At 52.8% G+C, this 14,819-nt stretch carries 12 protein-coding genes; 8 read left to right on the top strand and 4 right to left on the bottom strand.

The features are described 5' to 3' along the window. Window positions 1-6: 6 nt before the first annotated feature. The 3 genes from ACLW56_RS15145 to ACLW56_RS15135 are packed head-to-tail and all read left to right on the top strand — an operon-like array spanning window position 7 to window position 3,174. Window positions 7-1,395: a PTS ascorbate transporter subunit IIC gene (locus ACLW56_RS15145; protein ID WP_330984580.1), complete on the top strand. Its 1,389-nt coding sequence runs from the start codon at window positions 7-9 to the stop codon at window positions 1,393-1,395. After that, entirely contained in the window at window positions 1,395-2,228 is an 834-nt protein-coding gene (locus tag ACLW56_RS15140; protein WP_330984579.1) for a transketolase, read from the top strand. The genes ACLW56_RS15145 and ACLW56_RS15140 overlap by 1 nt, the downstream gene beginning before the upstream one ends. Next, on the top strand, window positions 2,221-3,174 hold the full coding sequence (locus ACLW56_RS15135) for a transketolase family protein (protein ID WP_330984578.1): 954 nt from the start codon (window positions 2,221-2,223) through the stop codon (window positions 3,172-3,174). Before ACLW56_RS15140 ends, ACLW56_RS15135 begins: the two co-directional genes overlap by 8 nt. 120 nt (window positions 3,175-3,294) lie before the next feature. Here ACLW56_RS15135 and pta read toward each other — a convergent pair whose 3' ends face one another. Both pta and ackA read right to left on the bottom strand, forming a co-directional pair. Beyond that, window positions 3,295-5,436, bottom strand: coding sequence for a phosphate acetyltransferase (pta, locus tag ACLW56_RS15130; RefSeq protein WP_330984577.1), 2,142 nt, complete (start codon window positions 5,434-5,436; stop codon window positions 3,295-3,297). Window positions 5,437-5,511: 75 nt separating this feature from the next. Next, window positions 5,512-6,714, bottom strand: coding sequence for an acetate kinase (gene ackA, locus ACLW56_RS15125; RefSeq protein ID WP_330984576.1), 1,203 nt, complete (start codon window positions 6,712-6,714; stop codon window positions 5,512-5,514). 339 nt (window positions 6,715-7,053) lie between these two features. Here ackA and yfbV point away from each other — a divergent pair, with 339 nt between their 5' ends. The 4 genes from yfbV to ACLW56_RS15105 all read left to right on the top strand — a co-directional run bounded on the left by yfbV (window position 7,054) and on the right by ACLW56_RS15105 (window position 10,662). Further along, on the top strand, window positions 7,054-7,509 hold the full coding sequence (gene yfbV / locus ACLW56_RS15120) for a terminus macrodomain insulation protein YfbV (RefSeq protein WP_330984575.1): 456 nt from the start codon (window positions 7,054-7,056) through the stop codon (window positions 7,507-7,509). Window positions 7,510-7,594: 85 nt separating this feature from the next. Continuing rightward, entirely contained in the window at window positions 7,595-8,089 is a 495-nt protein-coding gene (locus ACLW56_RS15115) for a YfbU family protein (RefSeq protein WP_330984574.1), read from the top strand. An 11-nt stretch (window positions 8,090-8,100) separates the two neighbouring features. Beyond that, window positions 8,101-8,760 (top strand): sugar phosphatase, encoded by a 660-nt coding sequence (locus ACLW56_RS15110; RefSeq protein ID WP_330984573.1) that lies wholly within the window; start codon window positions 8,101-8,103, stop codon window positions 8,758-8,760. 75 nt (window positions 8,761-8,835) lie between these two features. Next, complete coding sequence (locus ACLW56_RS15105; RefSeq protein ID WP_330984572.1) at window positions 8,836-10,662, top strand: SLC13 family permease; 1,827 nt, start codon at window positions 8,836-8,838, stop codon at window positions 10,660-10,662. Window positions 10,663-10,733: 71 nt separating this feature from the next. Here the strand turns inward: ACLW56_RS15105 and yfbR are convergent, their stop codons facing one another. Together yfbR and alaA are read right to left on the bottom strand one after the other, a co-directional pair. Continuing rightward, window positions 10,734-11,333: a 5'-deoxynucleotidase gene (gene yfbR / locus ACLW56_RS15100; RefSeq protein ID WP_330984571.1), complete on the bottom strand. Its 600-nt coding sequence runs from the start codon at window positions 11,331-11,333 to the stop codon at window positions 10,734-10,736. Window positions 11,334-11,415: 82 nt separating this feature from the next. Next, window positions 11,416-12,630, bottom strand: coding sequence for an alanine transaminase AlaA (alaA, locus tag ACLW56_RS15095; protein WP_330984570.1), 1,215 nt, complete (start codon window positions 12,628-12,630; stop codon window positions 11,416-11,418). A gap of 937 nt (window positions 12,631-13,567) precedes the next feature. Here alaA and lrhA point away from each other — a divergent pair. After that, complete coding sequence (gene lrhA, locus ACLW56_RS15090) at window positions 13,568-14,509, top strand: transcriptional regulator LrhA (RefSeq protein WP_330984569.1); 942 nt, start codon at window positions 13,568-13,570, stop codon at window positions 14,507-14,509. The last annotated feature ends 310 nt before the right edge of the window (window positions 14,510-14,819 follow it).

Genomic DNA, 14,819 nt, shown 5'->3' with positions numbered 1-14,819 from the left:
GCAGATATGTTTATCCTCGAAACGCTTAACTTTGTGGTAGATATTTTAAAAGTGCCTTCAGTGCTGGTAGGGCTTATTGCCTTAATCGGTTTGGTGGCACAGAAAAAATCCTTCTCAGACGTTGTTAAAGGTACTGTAAAAACCATCCTTGGCTTTATTGTGCTTGGCGGCGGTGCCGGTGTATTAGTTGGCTCGCTAAATCCTCTGGGCGGGATGTTTGAACATGCTTTCAGCATTCAGGGCATTATCCCCAATAACGAAGCGATTGTGTCTATTGCGCTGGAAAAATACGGTGCAGCGACGGCGCTCATCATGGCATTTGGCATGGTGGCAAACATCGTGGTCGCCCGCTTCACACGCCTTAAATATATCTTCCTGACCGGCCACCACACTTTCTACATGGCCTGCATGATTGGGGTTATCCTGACGGTTGCTGGGTTTGAAGGCGTTGCTCTGGTGTTTACCGGATCGCTGATTCTCGGGCTGGTGATGGCGTTTTTCCCGGCGATAGCGCAGCGCTACATGAAGCGTATTACCGGCAATGATGACATCGCTTTTGGCCACTTTGGTACTCTGGGCTATGTGCTTTCCGGCTGGATTGGCAGCAAGGTGGGTAAAGGTTCGCGCTCTACGGAAGAGATGAACCTGCCGAAAAACCTCAGCTTCCTGCGTGACAGCTCCATCTCCATTTCGCTGACGATGATGGTAATCTACCTGATCATGGCGATTTGTGCCGGGCGGGAATACGTGGAAAGCCAGTTTAGCGGCGGCCAGAACTACCTGGTTTACGCCATCATCATGGCGATCACTTTCGCGGCGGGCGTATTCATTATCCTGCAGGGCGTGCGTCTGATTCTGGCAGAGATCGTTCCGGCCTTTACGGGGTTCTCAGAAAAGCTGGTGCCGAATGCGCGTCCTGCGCTCGATTGCCCGGTCGTTTATCCGTATGCGCCTAACGCCGTGCTGATTGGTTTCCTGTTCAGCTTCCTCGGTGGCCTGGTGGGGTTATTCCTCTGTGGTCAGTTCAAATGGGTGCTCATTCTGCCCGGCGTTGTGCCGCACTTCTTCACTGGCGCAACGGCGGGTGTCTTCGGAAACGCCACTGGCGGCCGTCGCGGGGCCATGACAGGCGCCTTCGCGAATGGTTTGCTGATCACTTTCCTGCCAGTGCTGTTATTGCCCGTGCTTGGCGCACTGGGTTTCGCCAACACAACCTTCTCTGATGCCGATTTTGGTGCGGTGGGTATCGTGCTGGGTAATCTGGCGCGCTATCTGTCGCCGATGGCGATCACCGGGCTGGTTGTTGTGATTTTCGCGCTGCTGGTGCTGTTCAACTATCTGGCGAAAAGCAAAATGGCGGGCAATGATTCACCGCAGAATACAGGAGCCAAATAATGACGACGCTTGCTGAAATAAAGAACCTGGCGCGAGATATCCGCGTGGCGACACTGAAATCACTGACGGAACTGGGGTTTGGGCATTACGGCGGCAGCATGTCGGTGGTGGAAACGCTGGCAGTGCTGTACGGCGATGTGATGCGAATCGATCCGGGCGATCCTGACTGGAAAGGGCGCGATTACTTTGTGCTGTCAAAAGGGCACGCGGGGCCAGCGCTGTACAGCACATTAGCCATCAAAGGCTATTTCCCGCAGGAAGAGTTGAGCACCCTGAACCACAACGGCACAAAACTGCCGAGCCATCCGGACAGGCTGAAAACACGCGGTGTGGATGCGACCACCGGATCGTTAGGACAAGGCATTTCCATTGCGGGCGGAATGGCGCTTTCACACAAACTCGCCGGGCGCAGCAACCGCGTGTTCTGCATTATGGGCGATGGAGAGCTGAACGAAGGCCAGTGCTGGGAGGCATTTCAGTTTATTGCTCATCACAAGCTGAACAACCTGACGGTGTTCATTGACTGGAACAAACAGCAATTAGACGGTGAGCTGGACGACATCATCTGTGCTTTCTCTCTGGAAGAGAAATTTACCGCCTTCGGGTTCGATGCTGTGACGGTAAAAGGGGATGACATTGCCGCCATTCTGGAGGCGGTAAAACCCGTTCCTGCACCCGATGCACGACCGCGAGTGGTTATCCTCGACAGCATTAAAGGGCAGGGCGTGCCGTATCTGGAAAACCTGGGCAACTCGCATCACCTGCGTTTGACGGACGACATGAAAACCATCCTTAACGACACCATCGCCAAACTGGAGGCCGCGCATGATTAAGGTCGCACTTACCGGGGAAAAAGACGCCATCGAGATGCGCAAGGTTTACGCGGGTTTTGTCGCTGAACAGATTGAAGCCGGCAGCGAGATTATTGCGCTGGAGGCGGATCTGATGAGCTCCATGGCGATGGACGGTGTCCATAAAAAATATCCTGAGCAGGTGATTAACTGCGGGATTATGGAAGCTAACGTGATTGGTACTGCAGCAGGGCTGTCGCTGACCGGGCGAAAACCTTTCGTGCACACCTTCACGGCTTTCGCCAGCCGTCGCTGTTTCGATCAGCTGTTTATGTCGCTCGATTATCAGCGCAATAACGTCAAAGTGATTGCTTCTGACGCTGGCGTAACGGCCTGCCACAACGGCGGGACGCACATGTCGTTTGAGGATATGGGCATTGTGCGAGGCCTGGCGAACTCGATAGTGCTGGAAGTCACTGACGCGACGATGTTCAAAGACATTCTCAATCAACTGATCAGTCTGGAAGGTTTTTACTGGGTACGCACGATTCGTAAACAGGCGCCGACGGTGTATCAGGCTGGCTCAACCTTCACCATCGGCAAAGGCAACGTGCTGCGTGAGGGTGACGACATCACCCTGATTGCCAACGGCATCATGGTGGCGGAAGCGCTGGAAGCGGCGCGTCGACTGGAGCGAGAAGGGGTCAGCGCGGCCGTTATCGATATGTTTACCCTGAAGCCCATCGACAAAATGCTGGTGAAAAACTACGCGGAGAAAACCGGGCGTATTGTGACCTGTGAAAATCACAGTATTCACAATGGGCTGGGATCTGCTGTGGCGGAAGTGCTGGTGGAAACTTGTCCTGTGCCGATGCGTCGTGTTGGCGTGAAAGAACGCTATGGTCAGGTAGGAACCCAGGAGTTTTTACAGCAAGAATATGGCCTGACGGCAGATGAGATTGTGAAGGCGGCGAAAGCGCTGCTGTGACGGTTCTCAGGAAATAAAAAAGGCGATCCTGTTAATGGATCGCCTTTTTTTGCCCGGCGGCACTGCGTTTGCCGGACCTACTGTAGGCCCGGTCAGCGCTAGCGCCACCGGGCATTTGGATTAATCCTGCTGAGCGGACTGGATCGCGGTCAGAGCGATGGTGTAGACGATATCGTCAACCAGTGCGCCACGAGACAGGTCGTTCACAGGTTTGCGCATACCCTGCAGCATTGGCCCGATGGAGATCAGGTCGGCAGAACGCTGTACCGCTTTGTAGGTGGTGTTACCGGTGTTCAGGTCCGGGAAGATGAACACGGTCGCACGGCCTGCAACCGGAGAGTTCGGCGCTTTGGATTTCGCAACGTCAGCCATGACCGCGGCGTCGTACTGCAGTGGGCCGTCGATAACCAGGTCTGGGCGTTTTTCCTGTGCGATACGGGTCGCTTCACGCACTTTCTCAACGTCGCTACCCTGGCCGGAGGTGCCGGTGGAGTAGGAGAGCATCGCAACGCGTGGGTCGATACCGAATGCAGCAGCGGAATCCGCAGACTGGATAGCAATCTCAGCCAGCTGTTCAGCCGTTGGATCTGGGTTAATCGCGCAGTCACCGTAAACGTAAACCTGTTCAGGCAGCAGCATGAAGAACACGGAAGACACCAGCGAGCTGTTCGGTGCCGTTTTGATCAGCTGCAGCGGTGGACGGATGGTGTTGGCGGTGGTGTGAACCGCGCCAGAAACCAGACCATCAACTTCGTCCTGCTCCAGCATCAGGGTGCCGAGAACCACGTTGTCTTCCAGCTGTTCGCGAGCCACGGCTTCGGTCATGCCTTTGCTCTTACGCAGTTCGACCAGGCGAGCCACATAGCTTTCACGTACCACGTCTGGATCAACGATTTCGATACCCGCACCCAGTTCAACGCCCTGGTCTGCCGCAACGCGGTTAATTTCTTCCGGGTTACCCAGCAGAATACAGGTGGCGATACCGCGTTCAGCACAGATGGCTGCTGCTTTAACGGTACGTGGTTCGTCGCCTTCTGGCAGAACAACGCGTTTGCCGGCTTTACGTGCCAGCTCGGTGAGCTGGTAACGGAATGCTGGTGGAGACAGACGACGGCTACGCTCAGAGGTCGCACTCAGAGAGTCAATCCAGCTTGCATTGATGTGGCTTGCCACATATTCCTGCACTTTCTCGATACGCTCATGGTCATCAACCGGAACTTCAAGGTTGAAGCTCTGCAGGCTCAGGGAAGTCTGCCAGGTGTTGGTGTTGACCATGAAGACTGGCAGGCCAGTAGCGAAAGCACGTTCGCACAGTTTGCTGACGCGCGCGTCCATTTCATAGTTACCGGTCAGCAAGATAGCGCCGATTTCAACGCCGTTCATCGCGGCCAGGCACGCAGCAACCAGCACGTCTGGACGGTCTGCAGATGTCACCAGCAGAGAACCCGCGCGGAAGTGTTCCAGCATGTGCGGGATAGAGCGCGCACAGAAGGTCACGGACTTCACGCGACGCGTGTTGATGTCGCCTTCGTTAACGATGGTCGCATTCAGGTGACGAACCATATCGATGGCGCGCGTTGCGATCAGATCGAAGCTCCATGGCACCGCGCCGAGCAGGGGCAGTGGGCTTGCAGTCTGCAGTTCTGTCGGGTTGATTTTCACAACTTTCGCTTTGGAAGAGTCATCGAAAATTTCTGACAGGTCAGGGCGAGTACGGCCCTGCTCATCCACTGGCGCGTTCAGTTTGTTAACGATAACGCCGGTGATGTTGGTGTTCTTCGTGCCGCCGAAGCTGCTGCGAGTCAGTTCAATACGCTCTTTCAGCTCTTCCTGAGTGTCGGTGCCCTGAGACATCACGAACACGATTTCTGCGTTCAGCGTCTTGGCAATCTCGTAGTTCAGGGACTGTGCGAACTGATGTTTACGCGTTGGCACCAGGCCTTCAACCAGCACCACTTCAGCATCCTGAGTGTTGGCGTGGTAGTTAGCGATGATCTCTTCCATCAGCACATCGTTCTGATTGCTGGAGAGCAGAGACTCAACATGGCTCATTTTTAACGGTTCAGCCGCTGGCAGATTGGAGTTGGCACGCACGATAGTGGTGGTCTGATCTGGCGCATCGCCACCGGCGCGCGGTTGAGCGATAGGCTTGAAGACACTCAGACGAACGCCTTTACGTTCCATAGCGCGGATCACGCCAAGGCTGACGCTGGTCAGGCCGACGCTGGTTCCGGTAGGGATCAGCATAATTGTACGGGACACGATTAATCCTCTTTCGTTACCGCCAGATGGGGCGGGAGACAAAACAGCACCGCCAGCCAGGCTGGCGGTGTGGAATCAGGCAGTCAGACGAGCGGCGTCTTGTGCGATAACCAACTCTTCGTTGGTTGGGATAACCACGGCAGGGCGGGTGCCTTCTTTGTTGATGAAGCCAGACTTGCCGAAACGGGCAGCCAGGTTGCGTTCATGATCAACTTCAAAGCCCAGTACGCCGAGTTTGCCCAGAGACAGTTCGCGAACCATTGCGGCGTTTTCACCGATACCACCGGTGAACACAACTGCATCCAGACGACCGTCCATCAGCGCGGTGTAAGAGCCGATGTATTTCGCCAGGCGGTGGCAGTAAACGTCCATTGCGCGCTTAGCGTCAGCTTTGGTTTCGTAGTTGTCTTCAACATAACGGCAGTCGCTGGTGACTTCGGTCAGACCGAGCAGGCCAGACTCTTTGGTCAGCATTTTGTTGATAGCGTCAACGCTCATGCCCAGGGTGTCGTGCAGGTGGAAGATGATTGCCGGGTCGATGTCACCAGAACGGGTACCCATCACCAGACCTTCCAGCGGGGTCAGACCCATAGAAGTATCAACACATTCGCCGTTACGGATAGCAGAAACAGAACCCCCGTTGCCCAGGTGGCAGGTGATGATGTTCAGTTCTTCAACCGGCTTGTTCAGCACTTTTGCAGCTTCTTGAGTCACATAGAAGTGGCTGGTGCCGTGTGCGCCATAACGACGAACGCCGTGCTCTTTATACAGGCTGTACGGCAGGGCATACAGGTAGGATTCTTCCGGCATGGTCTGATGGAACGCGGTGTCGAACACAGCCACGTTTTTGTCTTTCAGATTCGGGAAGGATTTCAGCGCTTCCGCGATGCCAATCAGGTGCGCCGGGTTGTGCAGTGGTGCAAAAGAGGCTGCATCTTTGATACCCTGAATCACGGAATCGTCGATAACCACAGAGCCGGTGTACTTCTCGCCGCCGTGAACAACACGGTGACCAATTGCGGTCAACTGCGCTGACAGTTCTGGTTTTTGTGCCAGAATAGTGTTAACGATAAAGTTAAGCGCTTCACTGTGAGCGGCGCCTGCACCTAAAGCCGCTTCTTGTTTGCCGCCATCCATTTTCCATTTGAGACGTGCTTCTGGGAGATGGAAACATTCGGCCAAACCAGAGAGGTGTTCTTCACCGTTTGCTGCATCAATAACAGCGAATTTCAGTGAGGAGCTACCGCAGTTCAGAACCAGTACTAACTTACTCGACATGGAAGTACCTATTTTATCTTATGTGGCTAAAAAAACGTCAGTGAGCCAAAGAGCGTAGCGCAGGATGGCGCTGACATTTATGATTAACATCATGCCTGATAGTTTTTTCGGGCATGACGAAGAAAATTCGATGGTTCAACATCCAGTTTTGCACAATTTTCAGCCAATGGCAGAATATGCAATAATTTGACGAATCGCGAGATGAGGTCTACGCCCGTCTCAAGCGGCACAGAATACCCGATTGCCACCTTTGAAGGCAAAATCTTTTGAACGTTGTCATACCCAGTTGTTGTTTTGTACAAAATTTTGAATTTTTATCAGTGAAGTTGAGGTAACGCCATGTCGACACCCGATAACCGCCCGGTCAGCTTTTTCAGTCTGTTTCGCCGTGGGCAGCACTACGCAAAGACGTGGCCAATGGAAAAACGCCTTGCCCCGGTGTTTGTTGAGAATCGTGTGATCCGTGCCACTCGCCACGCGATCCGTTTTATGCCACCGCTGGCTGTGTTTACGCTGTGCTGGCAAATTGCGCTCGGTGGGCAGCTTGGCCCGGCCGCCGCCACTGCGCTTTTCGCGCTGAGTCTACCGATGCAGGGAATGTGGTGGCTGGGCAAGCGCTCGGTTACGCCGCTGCCGCCTACCATTCTTAGCTGGTTCTATGAAGTCCGCGGCAAATTGCAGGAGTCCGGCCAGGCGCTCGCGCCCGTTGAAGGGAAACCCGATTACCAGGCGTTAGCTGACACGCTTAAGCGTGCGTTCAAACAACTGGATAAAACTTTCCTCGATGATTTGTAATTAACCATCAAAAACGCATATAAAAGAGGGCATACAGTTTGTAAGCCCTCTTTTTTCTTGCCGAAAGTGCAACAGGAGTCGAAAAATGGAAATGACCAACGCTCAACGTCTGATTTTGTCCAATCAGTACAAAATGATGACCATGATGGATCCGGATAACGCTGAGCGTTACCGCCGTCTGCAGACCATCATCGAGCGCGGCTATGGGCTGCAAATGCGCGAACTGGATCGTGAATTCGGTCAACTGACCGAAGACACCTGTCGGGTGATTATCGACATCATGGAGATGTATCACGCGCTGCATGTCTCCTGGACCAACCTTAAAGATGGCAGCAGCATCGACGAACGTCGCGTCACCTTCCTCGGTTTTGATGCGGCAACCGAAGCACGTTATCTCGGCTACGTTCGCTTCATGGTGAACACCGAAGGCCGCTATACCCACTTTGATGCCGGCACTCATGGTTTCAACGCGCAGACCCCAATGTGGGAGAAATACCAGCGCATGCTGGGCGCATGGCACGCTTGCCCGCGCCAGTATCATTTAAGCAGCAACGAAATTAACCAGATCATCAACGCCTGATGGAGGCCGCTGTGCAGTGTAAAGGCTTTTTGCTTGATCTTGATGGCACGCTGGTCGATTCTCTGCCAGTCGTTGAGCGTTCATGGTGCAATTGGGCGGATAAACATAGTCTGAGTCACGATGAGGTGTTGAATTTTATTCACGGTAAACAGGCGATAACTTCGTTGCGCCATTTCCTGCCAGGCAAAACGGAAGCGGAAATCCAGGCTGAATTTACCTGGCTTGAGCAAATTGAAGCGAATGATATCGAAGGCATCACCGCGTTACCTGGCGCCGTCGAACTGCTCAATCATCTGGACGAAGCGGGTATTCCGTGGGCCATTGTGACATCAGGCTCGATTCCGATTGCCCATGCACGGCATAAAGCGGCAGGGTTGCCTGCACCAAAAGCGTTTGTCACGGCGGAACAGGTGAAGCGGGGCAAACCCGAACCTGATGCCTATTTGCTGGGTGCGAAGCTTCTCTCCCTTGAACCGGGTGAATGCGCGGTGGTGGAAGATGCCGCCGCTGGTGTGCTCTCTGGCCTGGCGGCTGGCTGCCATGTGATAGCGGTAAATGTTCCCGAGGATACTCCACGACTCAGCGAGGCGGACTATGTGTTGACCACGCTTGAAGCGCTCAACGTTGTCCGGCAAGCTGACGGCACGGTGAATGTCAGCCTGAAAGACTGAACGCATGATTTAGCCCCGTTTTGACGGGGTTTTTTATGCCAAATTCCCCACTCACTTTTCGGACAAGGATATGTTGTGAACAGCGAATTGATTTGGGTGCTTTGCCTGCTGGTGGTGGCCGTACTGCTCTTTGCGACGGGCAAAGTTCGCATGGATGCGGTGGCGCTGTTGGTTATCGTGGCCTTTGTGCTCAGCGGCACACTCACCTTAAGCGAAGCGTTTTCTGGCTTCAGCGACCCTAACGTTATTCTTATTGCCGCGCTGTTTATCATTGGCGATGGACTGGTGCGCACCGGGGTTGCCACCAGTATGGGAACGTGGCTGGTGAAAGTGGCCGGAAACAGCGAAATCAAAATGCTGGTTTTTCTGATGCTGACCGTCGCCGGACTCGGAGCGTTTATGAGTTCGACCGGCGTGGTGGCGATCTTTATTCCTGTCGTGCTTAGCGTCTGCATGCGCATGAACACTTCTCCCTCGCGGCTAATGATGCCGCTAAGTTTTGCCGGGCTTATCAGCGGCATGATGACGCTGGTCGCCACGCCGCCCAATCTGGTTATCAACAGCGAGCTTTTACGTGAAGGGCTGGAGGGATTTAGCTTTTTCAGCGTCACGCCGATAGGGCTGGTCGTGCTGTTGCTGGGCATTGTGTATATGTTGTTGATGCGTTTTATGCTGCCGGGTGATGACAATGAACAGCGGCATGATAAGCGCCGCACTTTCCGCGACCTCATTAAAGAATATCGCCTCAACGGGCGTGCGCGTCGTCTGACTATTCGCCCAGGTTCGCCGATGGTCGGCCAGCGCCTTGATGATTTGAAATTGCGTGAACGTTACGGCGCAAACGTGATTGGCGTCGAGCGCTGGCGGCGCTTTCGTCGGGTGATCGTCAATGTGAATGGCGTGTCTGAATTTCGGGCGCGAGATGTGCTGCTGATTGACATGTCGGCAGCCGACGTTGATTTACGCCAGTTTTGCGGTGAGCAGATGCTGGAGCCGATGGTGCTGCGCGGCGAGTATTTTTCCGACCAGGCGCTGGATGTGGGGATGGCCGAGATTTCGCTGATCCCCGATTCGGGGCTGGTGGGGAAATCGGTACGTGAAATGGGCTTTCGTACCCGTTTTGGCTTGAACGTGGTGGGCCTGAAGCGAAACGGGAAAGCCGTCGAAGGGCTGGTGGTCGACGATGCCATCGAGCCTGGCGATATCCTGCTGGTGGTCGGCAACTGGCGACAGATAGCGCAACTCTCACAGCAGGGGCGTGACTTTGTGGTTCACAACATGCCGATTGAAGTGAATGACGCATCGCCTGCTCACAGCCAGGCACCGCATGCCATTTTCTGCCTGGTGCTGATGGTGGCGCTGATGCTCACCGATGAAATTCCCAACCCGATCGCCGCCATTATCGCCTGTTTGCTGATGGGTAAATTTCGCTGTATCGATGCGGAAAGCGCCTATAAAGCGATTCACTGGCCGAGCATCATCCTGATTGTCGGCATGATGCCGTTTGCGCATGCGCTGCAAAAGACCGGCGGTGTCGACTTAGTGGTGAAAGGGTTGATGGAGATTGGCGGCGGGCAAGGGCCTTATCTGATGCTTATTTGCCTGTTCGTGATGTGCGCAACTATCGGGCTCTTTATCTCGAACACCGCAACTGCGGTGCTGATGGCGCCGATTGCGTTGGCTGCGGCAAAATCGATGGGCGTCTCGCCGTATCCGTTCGCGATGATGGTCGCCATGGCCGCGTCGGCTGCATTTATGACCCCCGTTTCATCACCGGTGAACACGCTGGTGCTGGGGCCTGGAAAATACACCTTCAGCGATTTTGTGAAGATGGGGGTACCGTTCACGCTGCTGGTGATGGTGGTGTGTGTGATCCTGATTCCGGTGCTGTTTCCGTTTTAATGGACTCCCCGGTGGAGCTCACATTGGACATGTTTGTAGGCCCGGTAAGCGCAGCGCCACCGGGCAATCAATCACAGCGGTGAATCCTGGCTTATCTCATCCAGCGACAGCTGAAAACTTGGCACAAAGACCTGCATAAAGTAATCCATCTCAGCGCTGCGTCGGGACTCCAGTGTTTTCTCAAGACGGCCCTTAGCCAGCAAAAATTCGTTGTTACCCGCAGACAACTCTTCCAGACACTTCAAATATGCACACAGGGCATCGGCCTGCTTGACGATCAATTTTTCATCATCACTGTAGCGATGCTCATCGATCAGCGGTTCGAAAATGTCCCGTAACTCTTCCGGCACCATCTCAATCAGCTTCTGCTGAGCAATTTTTTCGATGGCTTTATATTCCTGCGCTATCTGGGAATTGAAGTATTTGACAGGCGTAGGCAGGTCACCGGTAAGCACTTCTGAAGCATCGTGATACATAGCCAGTAAAGCGATGCGTTCGGCGTTAACGTTGCCGTCGAATTTTTTGTTTTTGATAGCCGCTAATGCATGGGCAACCATCGCAACCTGAAGGCTGTGCTCGGAGACGTTTTCTGTGCGCACGTTGCGCATCAGCGGCCAGCGGTTGATCAGTTTCAGACGGGAAAGATGGGCGAAGAAATGGCTCTGGCTCATGGTGTTCCTATATCCGTTACAGCAGGAAATCCATTGTGCGCAGAGTTGACCGCCGGATGCAAATTCCGGCGGTCAGGAGAGATTACTGATGATAACCAGACAGGAAACGGCCGAAGCGGCTTATCGACATTTCGAGGTCATCCATGCGCGGCAGCGTGACGATACGCACGTGATCCGGCCATGGCCAGTTAAACGCAGTCCCCTGAACCAGCAGCACTTTTTCCTGCAGCAGGAAGTCGAGCACCATTTTCTGGTCATCATGAATATTGAAGCGTTTCGCATCAATTTTCGGGAACATGTACAGCGCGCCTTTCGGCTTCACACAGCTAACGCCGGGGATCTCGTTAATCAGCTCCCATGCGCGATTACGCTGTTCATACAGGCGACCGCCAGGGGCGATAAACTCGCTGATACTTTGATAACCGCCGAGTGCGGTCTGAATCGCATGCTGTGCCGGAACGTTGGCACAAAGGCGCATCGAGGCCAGCATTTCCAGCCCTTCAATGTAGCCTTTGGCGTGTTTTTTCGGGCCGTTCAGCACCATCCAGCCCTGACGGAAACCCGCCACGCGGTAGGTTTTTGACAGGCCGTTAAAGGTCACGGTCAGCAGGTCTGGCGCGAGGGCAGCAATGGAATGATGCTGCGCTTCGTCATACAGAATTTTGTCGTAGATTTCGTCGGCGAAGATGATCAGGTTGTGCTGACGGGCAATTTCGACGATTTCCAGCAGCAGTTCTTTAGAGTAAACCGCACCGGTCGGGTTGTTCGGGTTGATAATCACGATGCCGCGAGTGCGCGGGGTGATTTTGCTGCGAACATCGTCAAGATCCGGGAACCAGTCAGAAGATTCATCGCAAAGATAATGCACAGCCTTACCGCTGGAAAGCGATACGGCAGCGGTCCACAGCGGATAATCCGGGGCGGGAACCAGCATTTCATCGCCGCTGTTCAGCAGCGCCTGCATCGCCTGAACGATCAGTTCAGACACGCCGTTACCGATGTAGATATCTTCTACCGTTACGTCACGAATATCACGCGCCTGGTAATGCTGCATGATGGCTTTACGGGCAGAATAGAGCCCTTTGGAATCGCAGTAGCCCTGCGCCGTAGGCAGGTTGCGAATCACATCAACAAGGATTTCATCAGGCGCTTCAAAACCAAATGGAGCCGGGTTGCCAATGTTCAGCTTGAGGACTTTATTGCCTTCCTCTTCAAGACGTTTGGCTTCTTTAAGAACCGGACCACGAATGTCGTAACAGACATTATCTAATTTGCTGGATTTTTCGATGGGAGACATGAATCTTGACCTTTTCGCTAGTTTGCCACTCCCTGCCGTGGAAGTCAGCACGGAACAATGTACTCCCCATCCCGGGCATTTTGAAGGGTCGACAGGAGAAGATTTTGTGCCATCGCGGAAGTTGATGCTTTCTGTTTGCCTGTTAGAACGCCGCTTCGACTATTTAATTCACCATGATTAATATTAATCATGGTTGTAAATGTTGATGTTTTGGTTTGTTTTTGAATTTATCACTAAATTCATTATTGCAGCCGAACAGTCTTCTGTTTCGCTCACGAGGTGACCGTTCAAAAATTGTCCAGGGCCTGAGGGTTTACAAAGAAAAGGATGGGCGCTAATACTTTATATCTGTGAATGTATTGTTAAGCATTGTTAATGAAAGAATATTTAATCAATTAATGTTTTTGCATTAATTTCCAGACAGGTTTCAGAGGATGTTAATTTATTCCTGAAAGTAGGTGTATTTAAAAATATTTACGTAAGATTATCCCTAATACCACTTATAACGATAATGTTTTTGCGGTAGGATACGCGGGTATACAAGCCAGAACAGTCTCTATGTGTATGACTTCCCTGGTTTTGATAACAATACGACGTGATGTTATTGCCTGTGTTTTTACTTGCATCGAAACGCTTGTTAAATTTGGCAGTAAAGTTGAGTGTTCTTAAAGAACTCTTGGTAAAAGTGAAGGTTTTTTTTGAAATATATCACATAAAAGTGCCGAAATAATTAATTCGTTATCCGGGTGTAAGTGAAAATATAGCTAAGGGGTCTGTGCAATGTGTCACAGGCAAGCAAATAGAATGCAATAACGCTCTCTCAGGTGTTCTTTCGGCTTGTTGGGCTGGAGGAGGGATTCAAAGGGAATTGCCTGACTTATCCAGAGCACAGCATCAACCAGGCAGGTCAGCAGAAGCAACCTGTAAGTGAAGAAATATGATTAACGCAAATCGTCCGATATTGAACCTCGATCTCGATCTGCTGAGAACGTTTGTTGCGGTCGCTGATCTGAACACCTTCGCGGCAGCGGCGGCTGCCGTGTGTCGCACACAGTCAGCGGTAAGTCAGCAGATGCAGCGTCTGGAGCAGTTGGTGGGCAAAGAGCTTTTCGCCCGGCATGGCCGCAACAAGTTACTCACTGAACATGGCATTCAGCTGCTGGGCTATGCCCGCAAGATTTTGCGCTTCAATGATGAAGCGTGCACATCGTTAATGTTTAGCTCGCTGCAGGGGATGCTGACCATTGGATCTTCTGATGAATCAGCCGATACCATTCTGCCGTTCCTGCTCAACCGCATCAGTTCGGTGTACCCGAAGCTGGCGTTGGACGTTCGCGTGAAACGCCATGCGGAAATGGGCGAAATGCTCCAGGCGGGCAGCGTGGATCTGGCGCTGACCACCCATCGGCTGGCGCATTTTGAGTCGACTTCACTACGGATCTCGCCAACGCTGTGGTACTGTGCAGCGGATTATGTCATGCCGCCTGGCGAAGCGGTGCCACTGGTTTTACTCGATGATCCCAGTCCTTTCCGTGACATGATCATCGATACTCTGAATGCAGCACGGATCCCGTGGCGTCTGGCCTATGTGGCTTCTACGCTTTCCGCTGTGCGTGCGGCGGTTAAAGCAGGGCTTGGCGTAACCGCTCGTCCTGTCGAGATGATGAGCCCAGAATTGCGTGTGTTGGGCAAAAGTGACGGTTTGCCGCAGCTTCCGGATACCGAGTATCTGCTGAGCTGCAATAACCAGAACAGCAATGAGCTGGTGCAGGCCATTTTCCAGTCGCTCGAAAGTTACAATAATCCCTGGTATCAGTACGGGGCTTATACCTCCGAAGGAGGAGATGATACCCTTATTAAGGCAGGGGATTTGGAGTAACAATCGCACCGATATCTGGTAACAAAATGTAAGTGCAAAAAAAAGGCCGCTGGCGTATAAATTCCGTTCAGCGGCCTTTTTTTGTATCAAGCGTCATCGGTTTGCCAGAGATTTGCAATTTCATTGTTATTTTTCAGTATGTTATTTTTCTCCTCGTACTTTTATGCACCTTTACACCCACAAGTTCAAACTTCCTGCTAATGTTAAAAAAACGATCGCATTGTTGTCGTTTTTTATTGCGAATTAACAAAAGCGTGTCTCAGATCAAGAAAATACTCCCCATGAGGGGGAGGAATCACCGTGGATTCCT

This window comes from Pantoea sp. sgz302252, assembly GCF_047713085.1.
GTDB lineage: Bacteria > Pseudomonadota > Gammaproteobacteria > Enterobacterales > Enterobacteriaceae > Scandinavium.
Note: the sequence above shows the minus strand (reverse complement) of the source record. Positions and strands in the feature narration are given on the sequence as shown.